25 protein-coding genes, 3 pseudogenes and 2 other annotated features are annotated in these 23,480 nt (G+C 36.3%); of the genes and pseudogenes, 1 reads left to right on the top strand and 27 read right to left on the bottom strand.

The genetic code is table 11. From position 1 onward, the window contains the following. Positions 1–32: 32 nt before the first annotated feature. The 17 genes and pseudogenes from BLT48_RS01620 to BLT48_RS01540 all read right to left on the bottom strand — a co-directional run. Positions 33–1,223, bottom strand: a complete 1,191-nt coding sequence (locus tag BLT48_RS01620; RefSeq protein ID WP_035022303.1) for an acetate/propionate family kinase — start codon at positions 1,221–1,223, stop codon at positions 33–35. Positions 1,224–1,251: 28 nt separating this feature from the next. Then, entirely contained in the window at positions 1,252–2,259 is a 1,008-nt protein-coding gene (locus BLT48_RS01615; RefSeq protein ID WP_089974680.1) for a class I SAM-dependent methyltransferase, read from the bottom strand. Positions 2,260–2,508: 249 nt separating this feature from the next. After that, positions 2,509–2,793 carry a 50S ribosomal protein L27 gene (gene rpmA / locus BLT48_RS01610; RefSeq protein ID WP_023177465.1) on the bottom strand — a complete coding sequence of 95 codons (285 nt, stop codon included), beginning with the start codon at positions 2,791–2,793 and terminating at the stop codon, positions 2,509–2,511. A 28-nt stretch (positions 2,794–2,821) separates the two neighbouring features. Further along, the gene (locus tag BLT48_RS01605) at positions 2,822–3,157 is read right to left on the bottom strand and encodes a ribosomal-processing cysteine protease Prp (RefSeq protein ID WP_035022295.1); all 336 of its coding nucleotides are present in this window, start codon (positions 3,155–3,157) and stop codon (positions 2,822–2,824) included. A 17-nt stretch (positions 3,158–3,174) separates the two neighbouring features. After that, positions 3,175–3,483 (bottom strand): 50S ribosomal protein L21, encoded by a 309-nt coding sequence (gene rplU / locus BLT48_RS01600; RefSeq protein WP_013710487.1) that lies wholly within the window; start codon positions 3,481–3,483, stop codon positions 3,175–3,177. A 15-nt stretch (positions 3,484–3,498) separates the two neighbouring features. Next, positions 3,499–3,570 (bottom strand) — a sequence feature (ribosomal protein L21 leader region). Positions 3,571–3,663: 93 nt separating this feature from the next. Beyond that, positions 3,664–4,356: an amino acid ABC transporter ATP-binding protein gene (locus BLT48_RS01595; RefSeq protein ID WP_089974677.1), complete on the bottom strand. Its 693-nt coding sequence runs from the start codon at positions 4,354–4,356 to the stop codon at positions 3,664–3,666. Positions 4,357–4,371: 15 nt separating this feature from the next. Continuing rightward, the gene (locus BLT48_RS01590; protein ID WP_035022289.1) at positions 4,372–5,007 is read right to left on the bottom strand and encodes an amino acid ABC transporter permease; all 636 of its coding nucleotides are present in this window, start codon (positions 5,005–5,007) and stop codon (positions 4,372–4,374) included. A 28-nt stretch (positions 5,008–5,035) separates the two neighbouring features. Then, positions 5,036–5,839, bottom strand: a complete 804-nt coding sequence (locus BLT48_RS01585) for an amino acid ABC transporter substrate-binding protein (RefSeq protein WP_226776677.1) — start codon at positions 5,837–5,839, stop codon at positions 5,036–5,038. 40 nt (positions 5,840–5,879) lie between these two features. Then, the gene (locus BLT48_RS01580; RefSeq protein WP_089974672.1) at positions 5,880–6,677 is read right to left on the bottom strand and encodes an amino acid ABC transporter substrate-binding protein; all 798 of its coding nucleotides are present in this window, start codon (positions 6,675–6,677) and stop codon (positions 5,880–5,882) included. A gap of 94 nt (positions 6,678–6,771) precedes the next feature. Beyond that, positions 6,772–7,026, bottom strand: a binding site (T-box leader). Positions 7,027–7,050: 24 nt separating this feature from the next. Continuing rightward, a complete protein-coding gene (minD, locus tag BLT48_RS01575; protein WP_035022280.1) occupies positions 7,051–7,845 on the bottom strand; it encodes a septum site-determining protein MinD in 795 nt (264 codons plus the stop codon). Continuing rightward, positions 7,836–8,537 (bottom strand): septum site-determining protein MinC, encoded by a 702-nt coding sequence (locus BLT48_RS01570; RefSeq protein ID WP_035022277.1) that lies wholly within the window; start codon positions 8,535–8,537, stop codon positions 7,836–7,838. Before BLT48_RS01570 ends, minD begins: the two co-directional genes overlap by 10 nt. 42 nt (positions 8,538–8,579) lie before the next feature. Beyond that, positions 8,580–9,101, bottom strand: a complete 522-nt coding sequence (mreD, locus tag BLT48_RS01565) for a rod shape-determining protein MreD (RefSeq protein WP_089974670.1) — start codon at positions 9,099–9,101, stop codon at positions 8,580–8,582. Continuing rightward, a complete protein-coding gene (mreC, locus tag BLT48_RS01560) occupies positions 9,102–9,953 on the bottom strand; it encodes a rod shape-determining protein MreC (protein WP_035022272.1) in 852 nt (283 codons plus the stop codon). Between the two features lie 143 nt (positions 9,954–10,096). Next, a complete protein-coding gene (locus tag BLT48_RS01555) occupies positions 10,097–11,110 on the bottom strand; it encodes a rod shape-determining protein (protein WP_035022269.1) in 1,014 nt (337 codons plus the stop codon). A 360-nt stretch (positions 11,111–11,470) separates the two neighbouring features. Further along, on the bottom strand, positions 11,471–11,671 hold the full coding sequence (locus tag BLT48_RS01550) for a cold-shock protein (RefSeq protein ID WP_013710477.1): 201 nt from the start codon (positions 11,669–11,671) through the stop codon (positions 11,471–11,473). A gap of 326 nt (positions 11,672–11,997) precedes the next feature. Then, complete coding sequence (locus BLT48_RS01545) at positions 11,998–12,198, bottom strand: cold-shock protein (protein ID WP_013710476.1); 201 nt, start codon at positions 12,196–12,198, stop codon at positions 11,998–12,000. Positions 12,199–12,357: 159 nt separating this feature from the next. Then, positions 12,358–12,594 (bottom strand): annotated as a pseudogene (locus BLT48_RS01540) (JAB domain-containing protein); the annotation flags it as partial. Positions 12,595–12,743: 149 nt separating this feature from the next. Between BLT48_RS01540 and BLT48_RS01535 the strand changes: the two are divergent. After that, a complete protein-coding gene (locus tag BLT48_RS01535) occupies positions 12,744–12,986 on the top strand; it encodes a hypothetical protein (RefSeq protein ID WP_089974666.1) in 243 nt (80 codons plus the stop codon). Positions 12,987–13,067: 81 nt separating this feature from the next. On the opposite strand, the gene BLT48_RS01530 is transcribed toward BLT48_RS01535, so the two are convergent. The 10 genes and pseudogenes from BLT48_RS01530 to BLT48_RS01485 form a co-directional block, all read right to left on the bottom strand. Continuing rightward, on the bottom strand, positions 13,068–14,165 hold the full coding sequence (locus BLT48_RS01530) for an N-acetylmuramoyl-L-alanine amidase (RefSeq protein ID WP_089974664.1): 1,098 nt from the start codon (positions 14,163–14,165) through the stop codon (positions 13,068–13,070). 2 nt (positions 14,166–14,167) lie between these two features. Continuing rightward, entirely contained in the window at positions 14,168–14,434 is a 267-nt protein-coding gene (locus BLT48_RS01525) for a hypothetical protein (RefSeq protein WP_089974662.1), read from the bottom strand. A 1-nt stretch (position 14,435) separates the two neighbouring features. Continuing rightward, a complete protein-coding gene (locus BLT48_RS01520) occupies positions 14,436–14,762 on the bottom strand; it encodes a hypothetical protein (protein WP_089974660.1) in 327 nt (108 codons plus the stop codon). Positions 14,763–14,832: 70 nt separating this feature from the next. Beyond that, a complete protein-coding gene (locus tag BLT48_RS01515) occupies positions 14,833–17,184 on the bottom strand; it encodes a hypothetical protein (protein WP_089974658.1) in 2,352 nt (783 codons plus the stop codon). A gap of 17 nt (positions 17,185–17,201) precedes the next feature. Then, positions 17,202–18,767, bottom strand: coding sequence for a phage tail spike protein (locus BLT48_RS01510; protein WP_089974656.1), 1,566 nt, complete (start codon positions 18,765–18,767; stop codon positions 17,202–17,204). Then, on the bottom strand, positions 18,767–19,696 hold the full coding sequence (locus BLT48_RS01505) for a hypothetical protein (protein WP_089974654.1): 930 nt from the start codon (positions 19,694–19,696) through the stop codon (positions 18,767–18,769). The genes BLT48_RS01510 and BLT48_RS01505 overlap by 1 nt, the downstream gene beginning before the upstream one ends. Continuing rightward, positions 19,693–22,134, bottom strand: a pseudogene (locus BLT48_RS01500) (phage tail protein). Before BLT48_RS01500 ends, BLT48_RS01505 begins: the two are co-directional and overlap by 4 nt. After that, a complete protein-coding gene (locus BLT48_RS01495; protein WP_089974651.1) occupies positions 22,046–22,453 on the bottom strand; it encodes a DUF5361 domain-containing protein in 408 nt (135 codons plus the stop codon). Before BLT48_RS01495 ends, BLT48_RS01500 begins: the two are co-directional and overlap by 89 nt. Further along, a complete protein-coding gene (locus BLT48_RS01490; protein ID WP_176944045.1) occupies positions 22,450–22,746 on the bottom strand; it encodes a hypothetical protein in 297 nt (98 codons plus the stop codon). The genes BLT48_RS01495 and BLT48_RS01490 overlap by 4 nt, the downstream gene beginning before the upstream one ends. Continuing rightward, positions 22,746–23,315, bottom strand: a pseudogene (locus BLT48_RS01485) (phage tail tube protein). Before BLT48_RS01485 ends, BLT48_RS01490 begins: the two are co-directional and overlap by 1 nt. Between the last annotated feature and the right edge of the window lie 165 nt (positions 23,316–23,480).

Raw genomic sequence — 23,480 nt, 5'->3', positions numbered from 1 at the left:
ACCAAATTTGGTTGTTTTTTTTGTTTGTTTTTTTATGCACGTAATCTTTCAACATCACGAGCAATCATGATTTCTTCATCAGTAGGAATCAATAATACTTTTACTTTTGATTCTGGAGTAGAGATGATGCGTTCTTTTCCACGGACATTGTTTGCTTCAGCATCAATTTCAGCGCCAAACCAGTTCATACCATCTATAATAATTTGACGTGTTTCAGGAGAATTTTCACCAATTCCAGCAGTGAAGACAATTGCATCCGCACCATTTAAAATTGCAAAATATTGGCCAATGTATTTTTGAACACGGTTATAGAAAATATCTAACGCTGTTTGAGCATCTTCATTTCCTTTTTCTGCAGCTTCTTCAACATCACGCATATCGCTTGAAACATGAGAAAGGCCAAGTAAACCAGATTTATTATTTAAAATATAAACCATATCATTGATATCTGTAATATTTAATTTATCCATTAGGAATGGTAATAAAGATGCATCGATATCACCAGTACGAGTACCCATCGTAATACCAGCTAAAGGAGTGAATCCCATTGAAGTATCAATTGATTTTCCGCCTTTAACAGCTGTGATAGATCCACCGTTACCTAAATGACATGTAATAATTTTTGTTTCTTCAAGAGGTTTGCCTAACATTTCAGCTGCACGTTCAGAAACATATTTATGTGAAGTACCATGAGCACCATATTTACGCGCTGCAAAGTCTGTATAATATTCCATTGGAAGACTGTATAAATAGTTTTCTTTAGGCATAGTAGTATGGAAAGATGTGTCAAATACAGCTACACTAGTAATTTCTGGTAATAATTTTTTGAATGCTTTGATTCCTGTAGCATTTGCCGGGTTGTGCAAAGGAGCAAATTCAGCCAAGCTTTCAATTTGTGCTAATACCTCATCAGTAATTAGTGCTGAATCTTTAAATATTTCTCCACCAGCTACCACACGGTGTCCTACACCAGTAATTTCTTCGTAGTTTGCAATTACTTTTAGTTCAATTAATTTATCTAATACCATTTGAATAGCAATTTCATGGTTATTAATATCTTCAACCACTTTATATTTTTCACCAGCATATTTTGTAGTGAAAATTGAATTATTCAAGCCGATTCTTTCGATAATTCCTGAAGCGATTTCTGTCTCAGCTGGCATTTCATACAAGGTAAATTTTAAACTTGAACTACCTGCGTTAATTGCAATTGTTTTTGTCATATTTTTTCCATCTCCTAATTCAAATTTTTTAAATAGTTTCTTTTTTCCAGCTATCCACTTCTTGCATAAATTGAAGCATGGCTTTTTGATTTTTAAAATCTGGAATCTGTGCTAACAAAACTTGTTTAGCTTGTTTGGCATTGCTCCCCTTCTTTTGAATCAAAAGAATTGATTTCCGTGAGTTTTTGGTTTTAAATAACTCATTCGGCAGATTTAACATTCCTTGTAAGAACGCTTCTTCTTGAATCATTTTCAGTAATCCTGGGGCCTCATCCGTTTCAAATAATTGAGCTGGAACTAAAAATAGTCCAAATCCACCATCTTTTAGGTAATGCAAGCTTTGTTCAATAAATAGATGATGTGCATAAGAGTGACCTTGTTTTGCAGCCGTTTTGTATTTACTGGCTTTTTCATCCAAAGGGTAGTAGCCAACAGGTAAGTCGCTTACTACAACGTCCACAGGATCCATTAAAAGATCTTGTAGCGCATCTTGATGTGTCAAGGTGACGTTTTGCCTTTGCAAGGTTGTATTGACTGACGCAAGAGTTAAAAGCAAATCATCATTATCGATTCCTTCTGCCTCAACCAAAATATTCTTTGAAACTAATCCATTATAAACAGTTGATAATAGATTTCCCATTCCTACAGCAGGATCAAGCAAACGTATAGCCTGCTCTTTTCCACTAATTAATTTTTCAATTAAATAGTTTAAGATAAAGCCGATAGCATCTGGTGTCATTCGATGATTTGGTTGCAACGCATCCGTTTTCGAAGCTTTCAAAAAAGCTAATTGAACAGCTTTTCGAATATCTTCTGGTTCCATACTGTCTATTGAAACCTCTTTGTAAAGTTTCGTCAATTTTCCAACCGTTTCATCTGAAGGAAGACCATCAACTTGATGAGGAATTCTATTGGCTAAAATATTCTCTCCCGTTTCTGAAAGAGCCTCTAAATAAGAACTATCTAATTCCTTTTGCAAGAGTTGGACAGAACTATCCAATTTATTAAATAACTGTTCGATTTCTTTTTGAGACAATAATTTCAACCTCTTTCTATTTTTCTTACAGTACCTTTGCACCAGCCATGTAAGAAATGAAATGAGTCATCTATAAAAAAGCACTACTCTTCCATTTTAACGAATATATTGTAAGGTTTCAAGTATGAGCTTAACTTATTTTCAAAAGTAAATTATCTTTGCTTAACCTAAGTTAAATTAAGAAAACATACGTTACCATGGCAGTAAAAAAAGCTCTTCTAAGAGTAGAAGAGCTTTTTTTATTTTAAATTATTGTGCTGCTGGATAAACAGAAACTTGTTTTTTGTCGCGGCCTTTGCGTTCGAAACGAACAACTCCGTCACATTTAGCAAACAAAGTATCGTCTCCACCGATTCCAACGTTAACACCTGGATAAATTTTAGTTCCGCGTTGACGGAATAAAATTGAACCACCTGAAACAGTTTGTCCATCTGCACGTTTAGCGCCTAAACGTTTTGAGTTTGAGTCGCGTCCGTTAGTTGTAGAACCGCCACCTTTTTTATGGGCGAAGAATTGTAAATTCATTTTCAACATATGAGTTGCACCTCCTATTATAATTTTTTTACTGTGCAAGTTTGACATATTCTGGATACTCTTCAACAATTCCTGTTAAGGAAAGAAGTAGACTCTCGAGAAGAATTTGTGAAATTTTAGACTGTTCTTCAGTTAATTCGCTTAGAAGTTCAACGTATAAATAGCCGCCTTCAACTTTTTCATTTGTTTCTACTAATGGAGAAACGCCTGATAAAGCAGAAATGCTATTCGTTGTTCCTAAAACTAGTGCTGAAACAGCTGCACACACAATATCGCTGCCGTAGGGTCCAGACTCTGCATGTCCTGTAACTTCAAAGGAAACGATGTCTTCTTTGTTATTACGTTTAAAGAATGCTTGAATCATATTGGAACACCACTTTCTTATGCGTTGATTGCGTTGATAATAACTTTTGTATATGGTTGACGATGACCTTGTTTACGGTGACTATGTTTTTTAGGTTTGTAGATAAAAGTCGTAACTTTCTTTTGAAGACCATGTTTTTCAACAGTACCTTCAACAGTAGCTCCTACAATAGTTGGAGCTCCAACTTTTGTTTCTTCTCCACCAATTAAGACAACTTCTTCAAAGACTACAGTTTCACCAGCTTCAACATTCAATTTTTCAATGTAGATTTCTTGGCCAACCTCAACTTTAATTTGTTTTCCACCTGTTTTGATAATTGCGTACATTCTTTCGCACCTCCTTATTAGACTTAGACTCGCCATCATGAGTGCCATTATGGACTTAAACTCATTCCAGTGCGGTTGTAGTTGTGGTGCTACACATTTACAACATTAACATCATACCAAATTGTATTGCTTGCGTCAATAAATACTTGTGTAAACAAAAAATATTAAAACAACCGTGCTTTAACTTTCAATTTTATAGCTTAAAAATTCATCCGAAGACACAACTCTTGTTCCAAACGTTTCAGCAAACTCAAGATCATGAGTGACGATTAAGATTCCTGTACCGGATAAAGCTATTGTTTGAATCATTTTGCCGACTTCATTTGAAGAATCACGGTCTAGGGCAGAAGTTGGCTCGTCAAAACAAAGGATTTTAGGATTGAGCATCATGGACCGAGCAATGGCTGCCCGTTGTTGTTGTCCACCTGATAAAGTACTTGGATACACATCCTTTTTATCTAAAATCCCCATTTGAGTCAGGAGTTGCACGGCTTTTTCAACTGCTTGTTCTTTTGTCATCAATTTTTGATCTAGCGGTGCTTCAATACAATTTTCCATAACAGTTAAGTTCGGAAATAATTGATAATCTTGAAATACCATACCTATTTGGTTGTTGTAAGTCATTCGTTCTTTTTTTGAAACATACTCTGCTTTACCTTCCAGAGTTTCATTACATAAATAATGGTCATCAATTGCTACTGTTCCATTGTCAGCTTTTTCAAGTTGATTAAGAACTCTCATTAATGTTGTTTTCCCTGTACCTGATTTACCAACAAGCGTCACAATTTCTCCCGCTTCAATGGTGAAATCAAAATTTCTTAAAACATCTATTCCATTGAACTGCTTTGTTAAGTTCGTTGCTTTCAATCCCATTTCCAACCATCTCCTTTAGTAATTTGACTTCTTCTCAATAGCATTTAGTAACAAGGTGACTAATCCTGTTACTACTAAATAGATTGCTCCAACTGCAGCGTAAGGAATCAATGAAGCATACGTATTTGCTGCAATTTGCCCTGCTCGTAATAATTCGCCGATTCCTAAAATGTAGATAAGAGAGGTATCTTTGACTAACGCAATCACTTCATTTCCTACTGAAGGCAATACGACACGCATAACTTGAGGAATAATAATTTTTCTAAATCCATTTATTTTCCCAATGCCCAATACTCTGATTGCTTCAAATTGTCCTTTTGGAATAGATAAGATACCACCACGGAATATTTCTGCATAATATGCTGCATAGTTAATCGTGAAGGTGAACACAGCTGCTGAAAAACGGTCAAAGGTTATTCCCACAAGAGGCAATCCGAAAAACACAACCATTAATTGTAGCAACAACGGGGTTCCTCTCATAATATAAATATAAATTTGTATCATCCAAGACATCCATTTTGGAGCATAAACTCTTATACAAGCAATCAAAAATCCTAATGGAATGGTTACAATAACGATAATTAAAAATAGTAATAAGGTCGTTTTTAATCCATCTAACAAATTAGGGGTTATCTCAGCAATCAAATCCATTATTTATTCACTCTTTTCCTTATTTAATTTATTCTGTGATCCATTTATTCTTAATTTCACCCAATGTTCCATCTTTCTCCATGTCAGTTAAGGTAGTATTCAACTTTTCTAAAAAGTTAGTGTCTGTCTTTCTAACACCTACTGCAGTTTCTTCCTCGGCAAAACTTTTATCTAGAATACGGTATTTTCCAAGATCTTTTTGCTTCATTGTATACCGAGCGTATATTTCGCTAACTGCAATGGCTTCACTTCTCTTACTGTCTAAATCATTAAAGACATCATTATAAGACGGATACTGAATAACTTCTCCATTTGCAAATGTATCCATTATTCCACTTTCATGACTTGCTAATAAGTCAACTGTACTAGAAGATTGTTGTGCAGCTACTGTTTTCCCTTTCAGATCATCCCATGTTTCTATTGGGCTGTCTGCCAGAACCACAAATATTTGTCCTCCACCAATATACGGAATACTAAAATTAACTTTTTCTTTACGTTCTTCTGTAATAGAATAGCCATTCCAAATCACATCAATATTGCCAGAGTTTAATTCGGTTTCTTTCATTGCCCAATCAATAGGCTGAAATTCAATCTTCAACTCAAGCCGCTCAGCTACTTCTGTTGCTAAATCAACGTCTAGTCCCACTAGGTTTCCTTCACTATCGCGAAAACCCATTGGTACGAATGTATCATCCAACCCGACTACCAAAGTATCCCCAGGTTCACCTAAGAACACCTTAGCTTCTTCAGTTTTTGTATCAGCAGTATTCCCACAAGCCACTAATAGCAGTGAAAAAATCCATAAACTCATCACCATGCATATTCTCTTCATGTCTTTCCCCCTAGACTATACAAACATACTCTCTATCTTTTTACTCTGCGAACCATTTAGCATAAATCTTATCATAGGTTCCATCTGTCTTCATTTCTTCTAGAGCTTGATTGATTGCTTCCGTTAACTTGTCATCTTCTTTACGCATACCAACAGCGTATTCTTCTTCTCCAAAATTATCTTCTAACACACGGTAACTAATGTCTTCATTTTGCTTCATATAATAACGACCAAGTGTTTCATCCACAACAATAGCGTCACTTCTTTCTGAAGCTAAATCATTAAATACGTCATTGTTAGAAGGATATAAAACGACTTCTTCATTCGCAAATTCTTCAATGATAGTTGATTCATCAGCATTGATGGCATCCACTGCGCTTGAAGACTGTTGTGCAGCAATTACTTTTCCGCTTAAATCTTCTTTTGTTTGAATCTCACTGTCTTCCAACACAATAATAATTTGGCTGTTTTCTAAATAAGGTGAACTAAAATCAACTTGTTTCTTTCTTTCATCCGTAATTGTATAGCCGTTCCATATCAAATCAATATTTCCATTAGTTAATTCTGTTTCTTTTAAAGCCCAGTCTATTGGCTGGAATTCAACATCTAGATCTAATCTTTCACCAACTTCTTTTGCTAAATCAATATCAAAACCTACGATTTCTCCATCGCTGTCACGAAAACCCATGGGAGCAAAGGTGTCATCCAGACCTACAACTAAAGTTCCTTTTTCTTTAATTTGATCAAAAGAATCTTTTGCTGTTTCTTCCGCTCCACATCCTACTAATACTCCTGCCATTCCTAAACCTAAAACTACCTTTGCTACTGTATTTTTCATCTTATATTCTCTCCTTTTTTTAGTATAATTTGTTGTTTTCAAGCTGCAGTTCTTAAAAACAAAAAAAGTCCTTTGATTTTCTGTTAACAGAAAATCAAAGGACGATTGATATCAATTATCGCGGTTCCACCTTTATTCGCAACTTCTTCACAGAAAGCTGCCTCATCGTGTTCAAAACTACTAAACACTAGTGCTATAACGGGCACTCCCGAATCAATTTACTTGTAGTGAAATCTACGTTCAACTGTCAGCTCAGAGATGTGTTTTCAGTATAGTTCCTTAATTGCTCTCACCACCGCAATCTCTCTAAAAAGTTCCTAAACTTACTTTTTCTCTTCAAAGCTTTTAATCATTTTTTAATACTATAGCACACTTATTTCCGCTTGCCAAATAATTTCTGCCACAAAGTAGGTTTTTCTTTTGTCAACGTCATCAAAGGAACTGTTTCGCCTAAAATCCGACGAGCAATATTTCGATATCCTTGAGAAGCAGGATTCTTTGGATTTAAAACAATAGGATCTCCCTTATTAGAAGAGCGGACTACATCATCATCATCAAAAACGATTCCTAATAAATCAATCGATAAATGTCTAGTGATTTCATCAATGTCCATTACTTCTCCATCTTGCATCATTCGTTTACGAATACGATTTATAATTAAACGAGGCGGTTCAAGTTCTGTTTGCTCTAATAGTCCGATGATTCGATCTGCATCACGAATAGCAGAGATTTCAGGGGTTGTCACTAAGATTGCTTGATCTGCTGCTGCAATCGAATTTTGAAACCCTTGTTCAATTCCAGCCGGGCAGTCAATTAAAATATAATCGTATTCTTTTTTTAATTCAGAAACAATTTCAATCATTTGTTCGCCATTTACATCATTTTTATCTGCGTTTTGAGCTGCAGGAAGCAAATACAAATTATCGTTAAACCGTTTGTCTTTTATAATTGCTTGATGCAATTTCGTGCGGCCTTCTACTACATCAACAATGTCATAAATAATGCGATTTTCTAACCCTAGAATAACATCTAAATTTCTTAGCCCAATATCCATATCTATCAAACAAACTCTCTTTCCTTGAAGAGCAAGAGCGGTACCTAAATTTGCAGTGGAAGTTGTTTTTCCTACACCGCCTTTTCCAGATGTAATAACGATTGCTATACCCATTCGTTTAATCCTCCAATCACTTTACCTAAATTTGGACGCATTTTTATTAATTGTTCCAATGAATTAAAATCTAAAATATGTAGATCATTGATATAGGCAAATTCATTTTTTCTAATGCTGTCTTGATGATTGTTTTTCTTCTCAATGATCTGTATGCTGTCTGCAATTCTAATTTGTGCATCCGTATGAAAATCCGCAACAATTACTGCATTTGTATCGCCTTCAAATCCAGCATGTGCGATTCCCATCAATTCACCAATGATAAAGATGCTTCCGTTTGCTCGAAGCATGCCACCAGGGTGGACCTTACCGACAAAAAGAAGATCACCTGGTGCCGTTAAAACTTGTCCACTTCTAACCGTTTGCACTTCCATTTGAAGGCTTACTGCCTCTTGCCATTCAATTGCTTTTTCATAGGTCACGACACTAGACGTAATTTTTTTAATTAAAAACGTACTTTTTGATTCGATTTCTTCAATCACTCGTTCTTGTTGTTCTTGAGATAACAGGCGGTTTCCTGTTTTTATCTCTAGATAAATATCTTTTTGAACTTCTTTCGACCTTTTTTGTTCACCATGTAGATGTTCAAGTAGTTCATTTAATTCTTTCATGATGGATACAAAAGAAGCTGCTTCATCCAAGCTTAACACAAAGCTGTCTTTAGTTCCTTTTAATGTCACACTTTGTTTCACTTTAACAACTCCCTCAGCCAAAATGTTAATCTTTACTGTCGTTTACTCTTCTTGAATACGTTCAGTTATCTTTTTTAACGGATAAAATACAATAATAAACAAGACTAAGTTCAAGAGCAATGTTGGCCCTAATCGGTCTGCCAAAAATGTTGCCCAATTAATCGTTGTGTATCCTAGCACTTGATAAAACAGATAAAGATAAGTTTCAATTAAACTTAGATTGATAATAACCATCATACCAATAACAACAGGATTAGGATTGAGAATTTTTTTAAGTTTTTCTGTTAAGTAGATGATTAAAGGGAATAGAAGAACATATACTCCTAGAATTCCTACATAATAACTATCATAAATCAAGCCAAAAATAACTCCATAAACCAGCATTCTACTTCTTGGAATATAAAAAGACATTAAGATAAGTACTAATACAATCAGCCTTGGAGTCATCGTTTTTGTACCATCAAGAAATTGCGCTGAAAAAATAGCCGTCAATAGTCCATCTAGTAAAAATAAAAAAGTAATCACTAGCGGGATTAATGTAGTTGTTTTCCAATTCGCTGCCATTTACTCACCACTTTCAGCGGATCGTTTAATGAAGGTTACATAACGAATATCATTCGTATCTGATGCTGGAACAATATAGGCTTCTTGTGACAAACCAAAAGAGTCTAATTTAACTTCTTCAATCGTTCCTATTAGTAACGCACTAGGCGATACTCCACCTAAACCAGAAGTCATCACTTGATCACCTTCTTTTATTTCAGCATCCGTTGTAATTTGTTTCATAACTAATCGGTTGGTTTCAGGATCATATCCATTCACAATCCCATGCACAACTCCTTCATCTGTACTAACAGATGCTGCAACTCGATTATTATTTTGATCTAAAGTTGTTACTAATTGAACTTTTGAACTAGTAGGATTGACTTCAACAACACGGCCAATCAGACCATTTCCTGACATAACGGACATATCTAATTCAATACCATTTTGGCTTCCTTTATCTACAACGATTTGATCAACCCAACTATCAGGATTTCGACTGATTACTGCTCCATTGATTGATTCATAATCCGATAAGGTAGCTGTTAAATCTAATTGTTCTTTAAGCTTTTCATTATTTTGTTTTAAATCTGCAATTTCTACTTCTGTTTCGTACAGTTTATCAATTTTTGATTTCAATAATTGATTTTCTTCATACGTATTTTTTAAACGGTCTACTGATTCTAAGAAATCAACAACTGCATTCGTCGGTTTTGCTACTACACGAGAAACAACTGCAGTAATATCATTAGTAAGTTGTTGCAGGATAGGAATGTTTCCACTTCCTGTAATTGAAAAGGCTATCAAGCCTAAGGAGACAATCATACTTACTAACAAAATGATTAGTTTTTTATTTGAAAAGAACTGATTCAAAACATCACCTCATTAATTTTACAGGCTTCCTTTATTTTAACATAAGTTAACCTAAATAACTTGCCTAACTTGTTTCTTTTTTACATGAAAATATGCGGGAAGAAAATAAACTTCCCGCACCTTTCAACCTTATTTAGGCTTGCTTATCTATTTGCTCTTTTTTTATAAATATCAATGTGTTTTAGTGACTCTCCTGTACCTATTGCAACACAATCAAGCGGTTCATTTGCCACGAAAACCGGAACGTCTGTTTCTTCTGCAATAACATCACTAATATTTTTTAATAAAGCTCCGCCGCCAGTTAAAACAATCCCGTGATCAATGACATCTGCTGAAATTTCAGGAGATGTTTCTTCAAGCGTCTCTCTAACAGCCACAATAATGCCTTCTACGACTTCTTGAATAGCTTCAGCAATATCAACCGCTGAAATTTCAATTGTTTGCGGCAGTCCTGTTAACAAGTCTCGACCTCTAATGTCCATGACACCATACTCTGATGCTTTTTCAACAGAAGCACAACCAATTTCAATTTTAATTTGTTCAGCTGTTCGTTCACCAATAAGCAAGTTGAATTTTTTGCGGACATAGTGAATGATCACATCGTCCATGCGATCTCCAGCCAAGCGAATAGAACGGCTGCTAACAATTCCGCCCAATGCGATTGTAGCTACATCTGTGGTTCCGCCCCCAATATCCACTACCATACTTCCTGTAGGATCCATCACTGGCAAACCGGCTCCGATTGCTGCTGCAAATGGCTCTTCAATAATGAAAGCATCTTTTGCGCCTGCCATTCTAGTAGCATCAACAACGGCTCTTTTCTCGACTTCTGTAACTCCACTTGGTACACAAATCATGACAAATGGTTTAGATGTTGATTTTCCAATTGCTTTTTCAATATAATATTTCATCATAGCCGCTGTCGTATCGTAATCCGCGATTACACCATTCTTCATAGGACGAATAGCAATGATTGTGCCTGGTGTTCTCCCAATCATATTTCTTGCATCTTCTCCAACTGCAACAATTTCCCCGGTTACAGTATCTTTTGCAACTACTGAAGGTTCTCTTAAGACAATCCCTTTTCCAGCTACAAATACATTTGTGTTTGCAGTACCTAAATCAATTCCTATATCTTTATTTCCAAATCTAAACAAATAATTTCATCCTCTCAAGTCTACCTGATCTTTAATATTTATAGTTCGTTTCAGATTGATTGCAATTGTATCTCTTTTATTTACTACTGAAAGGTAGACACTTAAACAGTATAGCAAAAAATAGAATAGAAAGCTCTAATCGTAACCATCATACTGTATTTTTTTGCTTATGACACCAGGTTTTTTTATATTTTAACACAAATTTAAGCAATTCCATATATAAGTAAACAAAATGAAATAGTCTTTAGAAATAAGACTACCGGTCTTTTTGAAGGTTCATCCTTGTACATATAGGTTTTACGTCGCAAAAAAAGAGTCTAGTGAAAATCACTAGACTCTTAAAAGTTTTAATTTTTATGCTTACGCTTTGTTTACGTTAGCTGCTTGAGGTCCACGGTTTCCTTCTTCAACGTCGAAAGTTACTGCTTGTCCTTCTTCTAAAGATTTGAATCCTTCGCCTTGGATAGCTGAGAAATGTACGAATACATCGTCTGCTCCTTCACGTTCGATAAATCCAAAACCTTTTTCTGCGTTAAACCATTTTACTGTACCTTGTTCCATAATGAAATTCCTCCTCGTGCCTTATAGCACATATAGTGAGATTCTTGCTTGCGGTGCGAATTGGAATGTTCTGAAACAATTCTATTTCCTACCTAACAAAAACTCTACCTTAGTATATCATGTTATTAAATAATGTACAAGCGATTAACTATCAGGAATTCAAAAAATCACTTTAAACCCTATTTCACCAGAATTTTCATGCCATTAATTTAACTAAGCTATCAACATTAAAAAGCATAGAGCCATATACCCTAGCTAAACGAATCGCTTTAACCAAAAAAGGAGTTAGTCCTAAGACTAACTCCTTAAACAATTTTAATTTCAAATTAAGCTTTGTTTACGTTTGCTGCTTGAGGTCCACGGTTTCCTTCTTCAACGTCGAAAGTTACTGCTTGTCCTTCTTCTAAAGATTTGAATCCTTCGCTTTGGATAGCTGAGAAATGTACGAATACATCGTCTGCTCCTTCACGTTCGATAAATCCAAAACCTTTTTCTGCGTTAAACCATTTTACTGTACCTTGTTCCATAATGAAATTCCTCCTCGTGCCCTTAAGCACATTTAGTGATATTCTTGCTTGCGGTGCGAATTGGAATGTTCTGAAACAATTCTATTTTCTACCTAACAAAAACTCTACCTTAGTATAGCATGGACATTTTAATTAAGCAACCTTTACAACCACTTCTTTTTAACAAACCCCTATCTCTTTTAAACTAATAAATTCTTGTTCTCCTATAATAATGTGATCCAGCAAATCAATTCCCATTAATTCACCACATTCAGACATCCTTCGCGTAAATTGGATATCCGCTTCAGAAGGTTCTGGATTGCCCGATGGGTGATTGTGACCAACAATCATCCGCGCAGCTGAATACCTGACTGCTCCTCTAAAAATCTCACGGGGATGAGCAATACTAATTGCCAATCCATTGAGCGATAAAAAAAGAACCTACTATAGTAACTAGTAAGTTCTAAACTTTAACGAGTAGGATGATGAATAAATTATAACAAAAATAAATCATTCAAATTAATCTGCGTATATTGTAAGTATCACATTTAAAAGGAGAATCTTAAATGAAGGTATTTGTAGAATTTTTACCACCAGATTTAAGAATAGTATGTTTTAAACATGAAGGATTAAAGATAGAGGCTTTTATATCCGTTATAAAATCGCCATATGTAAATATTAGTTACGAAAAAGATTTATCTACCTATCCTTTCAGAACTATCGATGAAGCTCAATATTTTGCTGACTTAATGATTAATGAGTATTTAGAAAAAATAAAATCTGTAGAAGACTTTTTTGACGAATTTTGAGCAAAAAAATAACCCTACCTCAATTAAGAGATAGGGTTATACTTACTTTTCATAACTGGTCGATTTCGACCACTTTAGAATTTATTTAATTGTTGCTCCAGTAGATTTAGCAGCATAGATTGCTACGTTGCCAAATGCACTTGTTTTAATTTCATAAACATCAGTAGCTAATGCTTTAATGATTTCATAATTCAAACCGCCATATTGTGCTGGTGCTAAGAATCCAACTTCTTTACCAGTAGTATATGGTCCTGAAGTTTTGTAAACTCTCCACGTTTTAGCTGATTTGGGAAGATAGACACGTTTTTTATTAGTGACTGGTTTAGCTGCAGGTTTTGAGCCACCGTTGATAACTTTCATTACTGCATCATAGTTGGAACCTAATGATTTCTTGCGCGCATCTCCATTACCATGTTTACCGGCTTTGGTTTCATTGACAAGTTGTTGAATAGATTTGGTAGCTTTTGGAGTACTTGCAACAGGTGTAGGATTTGCAGTAGGCACTTTAACGTTATTTCCTAAATTTAATTTAGTGCCTACAACAATAATATCAGATTTAAGGTTGTTCCATTTCTTCAAGTCAGCAACAGTTGCATTATACTGTTTAGACAATCCCCAAAGAGTATCGCCAGATTTAACGGTATGCTGTGATTCCTTAGTGTTATTTGAAGGTAAAGGGACAGATACAGATGTAGCTCCTGTTAATTGTTTGTGGTACTTATACCACAATGTCCATTTTCCATCAGTGTTCATTCTTTGCGGGCAATTTTTACCAGAAGCATCATAATGGCGAACTACTTTTTTAGCTGGTACATTGTAATCTTTCATAAGTTTCTGAGTCAACCAAGCAGCGTTTGCTAATGTATTTGGGTGGAAAGTACCATCTTTCTCAGCACACAACTCAATACCAATAGTATTGCCGTTGTTGATACCATCGTCAGAATCATCACGGTCGTCACCAACATGCCAAGCTTTTTTACCTGGAGGGACAACTTCGTAAATAGATGTTTTATCAACAAAGTAATTAGCAGAAGCTCCACGGTTTGTCTTTTCAAAATAGTCAGCATTATTTTTAGCTGTCTGACCTAGGACGCCCGTATCGTGTTCTACGATGTATTCTACTTTAATATTTACATTGGTGAAGTTTACTTTTGTATGTTGTTTTTTGATTTCTACCATGATTAAATTCCTCCTTTAGTTTGGTCGTAAGAGTTAAATGCCCCAACGCTCGCCCAGCCTGTCAAAAATCCAGTTAGCAACGATTCAGCAAGTGGTAGGTCAAATACCAAAGCAATTGCACCGAACAGAACCACGCCTACCACGAGAGCAAATACGATTACCCAAATGCCTGATAGTTTGCTATTTTGCTTCACAACTTCTGTGATTCCGGAAACAACAATGCTTCCTCCAATTGCTGATAAAATTAATGTTGTTAAAATACTTTCCATATTAAATTTCCCCTTTTCTCCAGTCTTCTAAGACCGTGATTCTTGTTTCGTGATTGTTTAAAATCACATTGTGTTTACCCATCTGCTTATTCAACTGGATTCTATCTTTTTCGCTTTCAGCTAAATTGTGATTCAACAACTCGATTGACTTCGTTAATGGTTCAACGGTCTTTTTTAACGACTCCGAATTTTCTCTCTGAATCTTTTCGGCCATTCTTTTATCGGGATCAGATACTAGTTTTTTGTAAACCCAAATCAACGCACTACCAATTACTGTGAACGAACCGATGAGAGTTGCTATTTGTGACACATGTACACTCCATTCCAATTGCTGACCACCTTTCTTTTGCATAATAAAAAGGCAACCGATTAAGGTTACCTTTATCTAATACTGTCTTTTATAATACATTTGAAGCTATAACAAAATGAAACTGAACGGATGCTAAAGGTGAATTTGCTGCTATCTCATGACCCACAAAGGGTTGGATCATTACCTTTCCGTCTTTTTTTACAATGACGGTCATCATTTTGTTAAACGGATCTATATTGGTGACTAAAGCCATCTGTATAGATGATGCGATAGGCGCATAATCTAAAGGTATTGTAAATAAAAGAACGCCTGCAGAGGCTATAGCACCTGTACCCAATTCGTATCCGCTTATTTCGGTCAATCCGTTTCCTAAATATTTGTAGGAAGCAGATCCCGTCCAGCCGTTTTGTAGTGAAACGGTCACCCGCTTTTTATTACTGACATCAACTGACTGGTTTCCGGTTTTGCTAGTTACATATTGATTAACGTAAGTTAAGTGGTTTCCTATCTCCTTGTTCAAACCGACATCCGGTTCATTACCTGCACCGAAAATGACAGTTAAATCAACAATCATTGGTTCAATAACATCTATATCTGCGGTCCCGCTTGGGTCACCATAAAAACTAAACCCAAATCTTCCACCGTCGTCTAACACAATTCCAGAAAACGTTTCTTTCATTTTGACAATAGAGGATACATTTGTCCAAGCTTCCGCTGGAACTAATGTGGAATTTGATATGTCCGTGAAAGCAGCAGGGCTGGAAGGCACGGTTAGCATCGTACTCAAAGGCTTGCTTACTCGTAATCTAACTTTTAACAAATACACGTGTGACGGAATCCAATCTTTGTAATTGCAGTGAACGAAAAACGGTTTTGAAAGATCAACGCCTGCTGCTGTCAAAACAGTTTTTTGACCGAATGGAGTAGCTTTAGTTGTGTTTGTCAAGACACCACCGGTTTGATAAGTTACTGCTAGCGTATCCGGACTTAAGTTTTTGTAAGCAACGCCGCTAGTCATCAATTCTGTATAGTCTGAGTTTGCCTTGTCCGCCTTTTTATAGCTAGAAGAAAACGAAGTAGACTTGTCGAAAAATAAATCAGAGTGTTCTTTTCCTTCTTGGTACTCGCTGAGAGAATAGCGATTGCCTTTAAAAGTCACGGAAGTGTTTGTTTTGTTTGATCGTTTTAGTGTCATGCTTTCACGTACTACTTTTCCAAATACAACGGGCGCGTTATGAATGTATTCAAACCAGTTGGTTTCAAAAACCGTTAACTCCGATTCTGTATCTACGACGACGCCATAGTCCACATTTTCGATTGTCGTATTCGTAAAGATAGCATTACGAAAATCTTCCATCACGATTCCGTACTTAGCGTACATGGCTGTTAATTGATTAAACGTATTCACATTACTAAAAATAGGTGACGAAATTAAATCAAACGAAATGTTGCAATAGGGTGCAGCGACGTTGTCCATTTTTGCTTGAAAAAGACAATCTCCTCTAACTCCTACGCTAAAGCCTTCGGACCTTATGTTGGTAAAATCGACACAAGCGCCCCATGCGGGAACGCCCGCTATTAAGTTAGCCATTTCAATCCCTACGCCCACTCTTTCTTGATCGCCGTCGTGTGTGTTGTTTGATACGACGTTTAAGTTTCGAGCTGTGACTTTTTTAGCAGATCCGTTCGTGTCTAGGAATACCCCGTTACTTGCTAGCAGCGTCGCCCCGTTTCCTTCAAGCGTCACTTTTCGTTTTGTGTTTAGCCGTTTGCCCGCGTCTCGTACATAGTACCCGCTGCCTTGAAACTGGATAGTAGGGACGTTACTGTCAAAGGCTTTTTGAATGATCGAAAAGTTATCTATGTCGTCGCCCCAGTAGTTCGGCTTTGCACCCAATTGGTTGACGTGCACTTCTTTAACAGCTACTAATTCGGCATACAACCCACCAGCTAGCGTGTGTGAAAACGTTCCTTCATCAATCAATACGGTATCTGTTACATGATATTCGGCTGCCCCACCATCATTCGCTTCGTAATAGCCTTTGGTATAAATGACGTCTCCTTTTAGATAGTTTATGGTCTTCATAACCGCCACCGTATCCGCAAAAAAAGTTTTTTGTGCTAATTGTTTTTCTTTTGCATTCAATCTAGCGTCCAAAGTGCCGTACTTTCCAGCAGCTACAGCTAGTTCAGCACCGTTTGGACTAGTAGAACGTGCATCTTGTTGTGCCGCTGAAAAACCGTCTTGTAACCGTATTTGGTCTACCTCAATCGCTAGTTGTCGTTTTTCTATTTTAACTTCTAAATCCGCTTGTCTATTTCCTGTTTTACCAATTCCTTCTGCTATATCCGGGCGCATTTTTTTCATGTACGGTTCTGATAATATACTTGATTGTAGTTGATTGATTCTTGTGCGATACTCTTCAGTTGTTTCTACCAAATCTTATCACTCCTTATCTATACTGTAGGGTTTTCTAAAGCTATTATTCTTGCCATTACATCGTTTAAATCAATTCTACTACTAGTAACAACTAAATCCAACTTAACCTTATCGGTGGCACTTAAAAGACCACTCTGTGATTGAGTCGCTTCTCTCAAGTTATCTAACTTGATTTTATCTGCCGAGCTCATTAAACCATCACTTGAACTGGTTGCTGCGCCATAACTGACAATTTTGTCTCCAAGATTATCAATAGCTGTTTTCAGATGATTCAACGCTAAACTTGTTCCAGTATCTGCGTCAATTTCTAACGTTGTAGCTAAATTATTGTAAGATAGTTGCATAGCGTTGTAGCTTGCTGTAATTTCAGTGTTTGATTTTTTTAATGTTGCTATTGTTAGGGATTGATTCGTTACTGCTGTTCTTAATTTATCGAATTGCTTCAAACCTTTATTAGCTTCAACTTGATACTGCGTTAATGTCTTAAACTTATCACCTATCGTTGTTTTGATGTCCAACGGATTAACGATATTTAAATTCTTTTGAACGACTTGTAACGGCTCATTGATAACAAATATAGGGTTTTCAACTTGGTACCAATCTCCGCGAACGATACTTTCAGCATCTAAATCATTTAAACTTAAATCAAGCGGCGTTAATTCAAATGCATTCTTAGATGTTTTTTGACTAGCTAGGTATTGCTGTCCTCTATTTTTTACAATATTTGGCTGGTTAACATCGTCAAACGTGATGGTTTTTTCGATAATACCAAACTCAGCAATCAGTTTCACATCATCGATATAATCTAATCCACCATTGACTGTTTTGATATCTACCCTTGCTTTACTAGCGTCAGTCGAGCCTTCATCTTCACTGTCGATTTGAGCGCCTAAAGGAACCAATCGAGTGATAACTTCCGTCGGATCAATCTCTCGTGACATGCTTTTTAGGTTACGTTTTAAATTGATTGTGGTTGTGGACAGTGTTCCTACTTCTGCTAGATAATCTAAATACAAACCATCTGCTTCATGCCGAACGACTAAATAACCGCCTAATCTATCGATTAGCTTATCTTTGATTGTGTCGTAAGTGCTTTCGTAACCTAAATATCGATACACGTTATCGGTCGTATTCGTAACAGTAACATTACCTAATTTAAAGCGTTTATGAGCTTCAACTTGCGAATTGTGATTATCTAAAATAATTTGTAAGAATTGTGCTATGGTTTTGTTATGAATCTCATCATGTCTTTGAGAAGAATCCAATAAATAAGCTAAAAATGATTCACATTCATATTGAATCGTAAATAATCCACCTGCACTCATGTTTTGTTTTGGCTTTAGTATTCTACCCTCAAACTCATTTAAACCTGTTTTTATATTCATTACCTTTATCAATGTGGTTAACGGCTTAATTTTTCCCCAACCAGCGTTTCTAGGATTGATTGTAAAGTCCATTGAGTCAATCCCTTCAACAACTTGCTGAACGCTACCAGATGATACTTTTTGAGTGTTTGCATAAGTAGAATGAATAAGTGTTCCAATACCGTCGTTTGGTCCATCATAAACAATTACTCGATACATTAAATCACTTCCTTGTGCATTTCAATTTTAATGTCCGCTGCAGTTCCGCTAGCAACAACTAAATGGTTGTATCCGACATTTATTCTAAAAAGATCAGATTCTGTTACACCAGTAAATAAATTAAACACCTCATTGCCACGAATGATCGTGATTGGTCCAGTCGCTGTAACTTTAGGAATAATTGAAGCTACTCCGTTATTAAATAAATCAATTTTTTGTGCGCCATTCTGTGTTTGAACAATATCTTGTTCGATTACCCACTTATTTAAACCACTTAAATAATAAGAGTAACTACTAACAGATTGGCTTGTTGTTCTTTTATCAGTAATTGTATAAGATTGGCCTAATAATTGTTTCGCTATGCTCTCAAACCCATCATATTGAGTGGACCATGCTCCAATGGTTCCAACTTCACCGATTGGTAATGATTTAAATGTCGTTCTCCTTAATTCAAAACTAGTTTTTTGATAATAATCAGACACATCGTAATCATCCCAATACGGACTACCTTCAATTGTTTTTTTTATTTTAAACGGATAAGCATCGAACGTTAGCGTGTAAGGAGCTTTAAGTATCCCATCATCGCTTTCTAATTTAACATCTACGCACCTCGCCATATAATAATGCATATGCTCTTTGTCGTCATATAATGGCATATAACTTCCACTTAATAACCAGTTTTCTAACATTCTTTTATTAAAAGTTTTATTGCTATTGTTTAGTTCTTTACCGTTAAAAACAAAAATTAGTTCTCTATTTTCGTATAGCCGTTCGCCAAACAAAGCAATTGTAAAATCATAGTCTCCTTGCATACCGATAACAGAATCTTTAATTGGAATATCTTCAGGAGGTGGTGTAGAACGTTCAACTAATTTTAAATTTGGAAATTCTTCATTAATATGTTTTCCATTAAATATAAACCCACTCATCGGCCATACCTCCTGTTCATATTCGCTTCATTACCTAAATATTGGTTAAATGCTGGAGCTAACTTTCCAACAATCGTTCCATCTTCCAAAACAACAGTTAAGTTACCTAAATTTTTTAATAATCGAATCATTTCTGAATTGTCGTTCCCTCGATAATTACTTGAAGAAAGTTGTGCTTTAAACTGACTAGCTGATAGTCCATAAACAACATTTTTCGTTGCTTCAAACGTTGAAGGTTCTACACTAAACTGGTCAGATAATGCTCCGGCCATTCCGGAAACTGTCTTTTGCACGCTTTTAAATTTATCTTGCAAACTTGAATTCAAACCGCCCATGATAGCATCACCAGCGGGTATCAATAACTTTCTATCGTAGTCAATCGGGCCTTTGTTATCAGCAATCCAACCTGCAATACCTCCAACAAAGTCTGTAACTTTACCCCAAGTTTTTTTCAATCCACTGAAGAAACCATCCATGATTGCTGCACCTGCACCACTTATGTCGATATCTTTCAAGCTGTTAAATACATTTTTAACAGTATCTATCGTTGATTTGATTGATCCAGATACACTCGAAATAACGTTTTTCATTCCGTTAAAAGCTCCAGAAATTCCTGAACTTAGTGAAGTACCTGTACTTTTCAATCCGTTAAATACGGATTTGATACCGTTGATTACTCCGCCAACTGCTCCTCCTACCGCGGATATAACAGAACGAATGCCGTTCCAAGCGCCACTTAAAATAGCTTTAAGAACACCACCTGCTGAACCTACACCACTGAATGCTGATTTGATAACATTGATAACAGCTGAAATTCCCGAACCGGCAAGAGAGATGCCGTTTTTTATATTTGACCACGCACTAGTTAAAATAGATTTTAAAGAATTTCCTGCTCCGCCTAAATTCATGAAGAACCCAATAACTGTCCCTACCCATGTAGCTACTGTGGTTAATGCTGGAACGATTGCTTTAAAACCATTAACTAAAACTGCAATAACTGGAGTTAAGAATCCTATTACTGAAGTAATCGTGTCGAATGTGGCTGAAATACCCATTAAAACACCTTTTAATACTCCACCAATAAATGCACCTACAACTTGTAAAACTGGCATTAAAGCACTTGCTAAAACAGATATTAACGGTTGAGCCGCATTCCACATTCTAACAAATGAAGCAACAACCATATCAATGGCTGGAGCAACAATTGCCATCATCACGCTAAAAGCATTTGTTATAGCTGGAACAATAGCCGAAATTAATGTTTGGAGTCCGCTAAAATCTAGTTGAGTAAAAGCAGTAGCTATTGTGCTAATGATTGGAGAAATGGCACCAACAATTGTTTGAAACAAGAGTGGTAACTGTCCAAAAGCTGTCTTAAATGCATTGATAACTGGAGCAATGGTTGTCATAACTGTTGCAAGTAAACCGCCCATACCTCCAGTTATTCCAATACCTAAACTATTTAAAAAATCAGTTCCTGCCTGCATAAATAATGGAGCAGCTGATTGGAATAATGTAGCAATGGCTCCTGGTAATGCGGATAAAATATTCTTTACCATTGGTAAAAAGTTACCAAATAAGAACGTAGATGTGGTTGTGGCCAAAGCTTGTAATGCTGGTTTAATATCTTGACCTAGTGATAGACCACCCATTACGTTTGCAAAAGCTGCTTTCATTGAATCGAGCGACCCGCTGAATGTTGCAGCAGATTCTTCAGCTGTTGTTTCCTGTGATACCCATTTCTTCTTGTACTGCATGGATAGCATCGTAAACGTCACCTAAATTGCTTATATCGTATTTGACACCTGTTAATTTCGTGGCATCAGCTAAGAGACGTTCCATTTCCGTTTTTGTCCCACCGTAACCAAGACTTAAATTGTCCAGCATCGTATAATTCTGCTTTGCAAAGCCTTTATAAGCATCTTGAATACTTTCCATCGAAGTACCCATTTTATTTGCGTTATCGGACATATCTATTAAAGCCATATTTGCAGTATCTGCCGCAGCTTCAGTATCTCCACCCATAGATTGCAAAAAGACTCGCACTAAAACTTGTAACAGCTTGCATATAAGCATTAGAAGACAACCCAGCTGTTTTATAAGCTTCGTTTGCATAGGCTTTTACTTTATCGCCGCTACCTTTAAATAGGGTTTCGATACCACCTAAGATTGTTGGAGTGCTGCACCTTCTGTCAAAGACTTTCCAATATTGCACCTAAAGCAACACCTGTTGCTGCAACTGCCGCTACTGCTGCTATTTTAATCCTGCACCTAACTTACTACCTGCACTTTTACCAGCAGATTCAGCTTCTGGGATCAAATTGTTTTTGAATAGAGCCAGATATACCTTTAGCTGAAGGCATAATTTGTATATAAGCTTGACCTAATTTCTGTTTGCCAATTATTTTCCTCCTTTCGTGTTTTTTTAGGAGTTTCATTTCTTCTGTTTGTAAAGTCCTCGCCAGAACTAAATGCAATCACATTCTTTTCTTTTGGTTGACTATTTGTAATCACGTCTACTAATGAATCTGGTCTGTTGACACCTTTTTGACCGTCTTTGGTTTGCCACCACATCATCGTGCTTAATTTATCACTGATTCCAGCCAGTAAAAGAGTGTCTAATTCGACAGGTTGTTTGTTCATCCTCATCTTTATGCGTGAGTTATTCCTCAAACCAACAGAAAAAACAGCTACCATTTTTAGTGGCAACTGTCTGTAATCGTATATGTGATAAGTTTCTGCGAGGTCACAAATCAGCGCATCCTCGTCAGTTTTTTCATTCTAGCAAGGACTAAGAGTTTTTTTGTTTCAACCATAGATTGGAACATTTCTGTGATTTCATCAGTCAACTTATCAGCTGGAACAATTCCATCTTCGGTTCTTATGTGATCTTTCAAACGATTGGTATCTTCTTTTCCTAAGAGCAGTTTTAATACTCTTGTAATGGCAGATGGATCTTCATCAATTTCGCTAACAGCTTCTAGCAATTCATAGTTGTTCAATCGATCTTTAGATAATTCAATTTCGAATCCTGATTTAGTTTTTACCATTATTCTTCACCGCCAGCTGTTGGTTTTTGAATGTATTCGTAATGCGTGTTACCTGTTGTATCTGGCATAGCTGCAATAGTTGTTTCGTATCCAATTGCATCGGCATCTGTGTAACTAATTTCGCCAATCTCTGAAACTTTACCATTAGGGATAACGATACGTTTTAAAACGCCTGCTTTAAGGACCACATCCACAACAGGACATGTTCTTCTAGTTCTTTTGAGTTTGCTTTGATTACAATGCCTGTTTCTAAAGTTCCATTAACGTTCTCAGAACCATAGATTTCTTTCAAAACGTCAGCGTTAGTCGCTTCAATCAATGTGTAAGTGAATGTATCTTCTTTTTCTGTTTGAACAGATGCAACGATATCTCCACCCCATGCTTTGGATTGTTTCGGATGAAGGTGTGTTTGAGTTCGTTAAACCGTCTTCTGAGATGTAACCTAAACTTTTAAATGTAGCTGCTAAGTCTGTAATTGCATCTTGCAGGTAATGCTGTACCTAAAGGAGCTGAATAATTGCCCCTCCTACTTTCGGTTTAGCTGTTGAAACATTTGCTGTTTGTGCCATTCGTATCCTCCTAATAATGATTAATATCAAATACCGCTTGGTATCTGTATTCTTTTGTTGTTGTGTCTGTGAAATTATAGTCGCTGTTTAATCTAACCCCACTGATTTCATTCAATAAGATTAAATTTTCAACGACTTCTTTTAGTTCTTCATTTAATAATGCTA

Source organism: Carnobacterium viridans (genome assembly GCF_900102725.1).
Lineage (GTDB): Bacteria > Bacillota > Bacilli > Lactobacillales > Carnobacteriaceae > Carnobacterium_B > Carnobacterium_B viridans.
This window is presented reverse-complemented; position numbering and strand designations above follow the sequence as displayed.

What these genes read in the sequence shown, in the direction of transcription:
- BLT48_RS01525 (WP_089974662.1), bottom strand. Translation starts at nt 14,434, where the DNA reads ATGGAAAGTATTTTAACAACATTAATTTTATCAGCAATTGGAGGAAGC.
- BLT48_RS01530 (WP_089974664.1), bottom strand. Translation starts at nt 14,165, where the DNA reads ATGGTAGAAATCAAAAAACAACATACAAAAGTAAACTTCACCAATGTA.
- BLT48_RS01535 (WP_089974666.1), top strand. Translation starts at nt 12,744, where the DNA reads ATGAAGGTATTTGTAGAATTTTTACCACCAGATTTAAGAATAGTATGT.
- rplU (WP_013710487.1), bottom strand. Translation starts at nt 3,483, where the DNA reads ATGTACGCAATTATCAAAACAGGTGGAAAACAAATTAAAGTTGAGGTT.
- BLT48_RS01595 (WP_089974677.1), bottom strand. Translation starts at nt 4,356, where the DNA reads ATGGGATTGAAAGCAACGAACTTAACAAAGCAGTTCAATGGAATAGAT.
- BLT48_RS01550 (WP_013710477.1), bottom strand. Translation starts at nt 11,671, where the DNA reads ATGGAACAAGGTACAGTAAAATGGTTTAACGCAGAAAAAGGTTTTGGA.
- minD (WP_035022280.1), bottom strand. Translation starts at nt 7,845, where the DNA reads ATGGGTATAGCAATCGTTATTACATCTGGAAAAGGCGGTGTAGGAAAA.
- BLT48_RS01490 (WP_176944045.1), bottom strand. Translation starts at nt 22,746, where the DNA reads ATGGTAAAAACTAAATCAGGATTCGAAATTGAATTATCTAAAGATCGA.
- rpmA (WP_023177465.1), bottom strand. Translation starts at nt 2,793, where the DNA reads ATGTTGAAAATGAATTTACAATTCTTCGCCCATAAAAAAGGTGGCGGT.
- mreD (WP_089974670.1), bottom strand. Translation starts at nt 9,101, where the DNA reads ATGGCAGCGAATTGGAAAACAACTACATTAATCCCGCTAGTGATTACT.
- BLT48_RS01505 (WP_089974654.1), bottom strand. Translation starts at nt 19,696, where the DNA reads ATGAGTGGGTTTATATTTAATGGAAAACATATTAATGAAGAATTTCCA.
- BLT48_RS01590 (WP_035022289.1), bottom strand. Translation starts at nt 5,007, where the DNA reads ATGGATTTGATTGCTGAGATAACCCCTAATTTGTTAGATGGATTAAAA.
- BLT48_RS01585 (WP_226776677.1), bottom strand. Translation starts at nt 5,839, where the DNA reads ATGAAGAGAATATGCATGGTGATGAGTTTATGGATTTTTTCACTGCTA.
- BLT48_RS01510 (WP_089974656.1), bottom strand. Translation starts at nt 18,767, where the DNA reads ATGTATCGAGTAATTGTTTATGATGGACCAAACGACGGTATTGGAACA.
- BLT48_RS01545 (WP_013710476.1), bottom strand. Translation starts at nt 12,198, where the DNA reads ATGGAACAAGGTACAGTAAAATGGTTTAACGCAGAAAAAGGTTTTGGA.
- BLT48_RS01580 (WP_089974672.1), bottom strand. Translation starts at nt 6,677, where the DNA reads ATGAAAAATACAGTAGCAAAGGTAGTTTTAGGTTTAGGAATGGCAGGA.
- BLT48_RS01620 (WP_035022303.1), bottom strand. Translation starts at nt 1,223, where the DNA reads ATGACAAAAACAATTGCAATTAACGCAGGTAGTTCAAGTTTAAAATTT.
- BLT48_RS01605 (WP_035022295.1), bottom strand. Translation starts at nt 3,157, where the DNA reads ATGATTCAAGCATTCTTTAAACGTAATAACAAAGAAGACATCGTTTCC.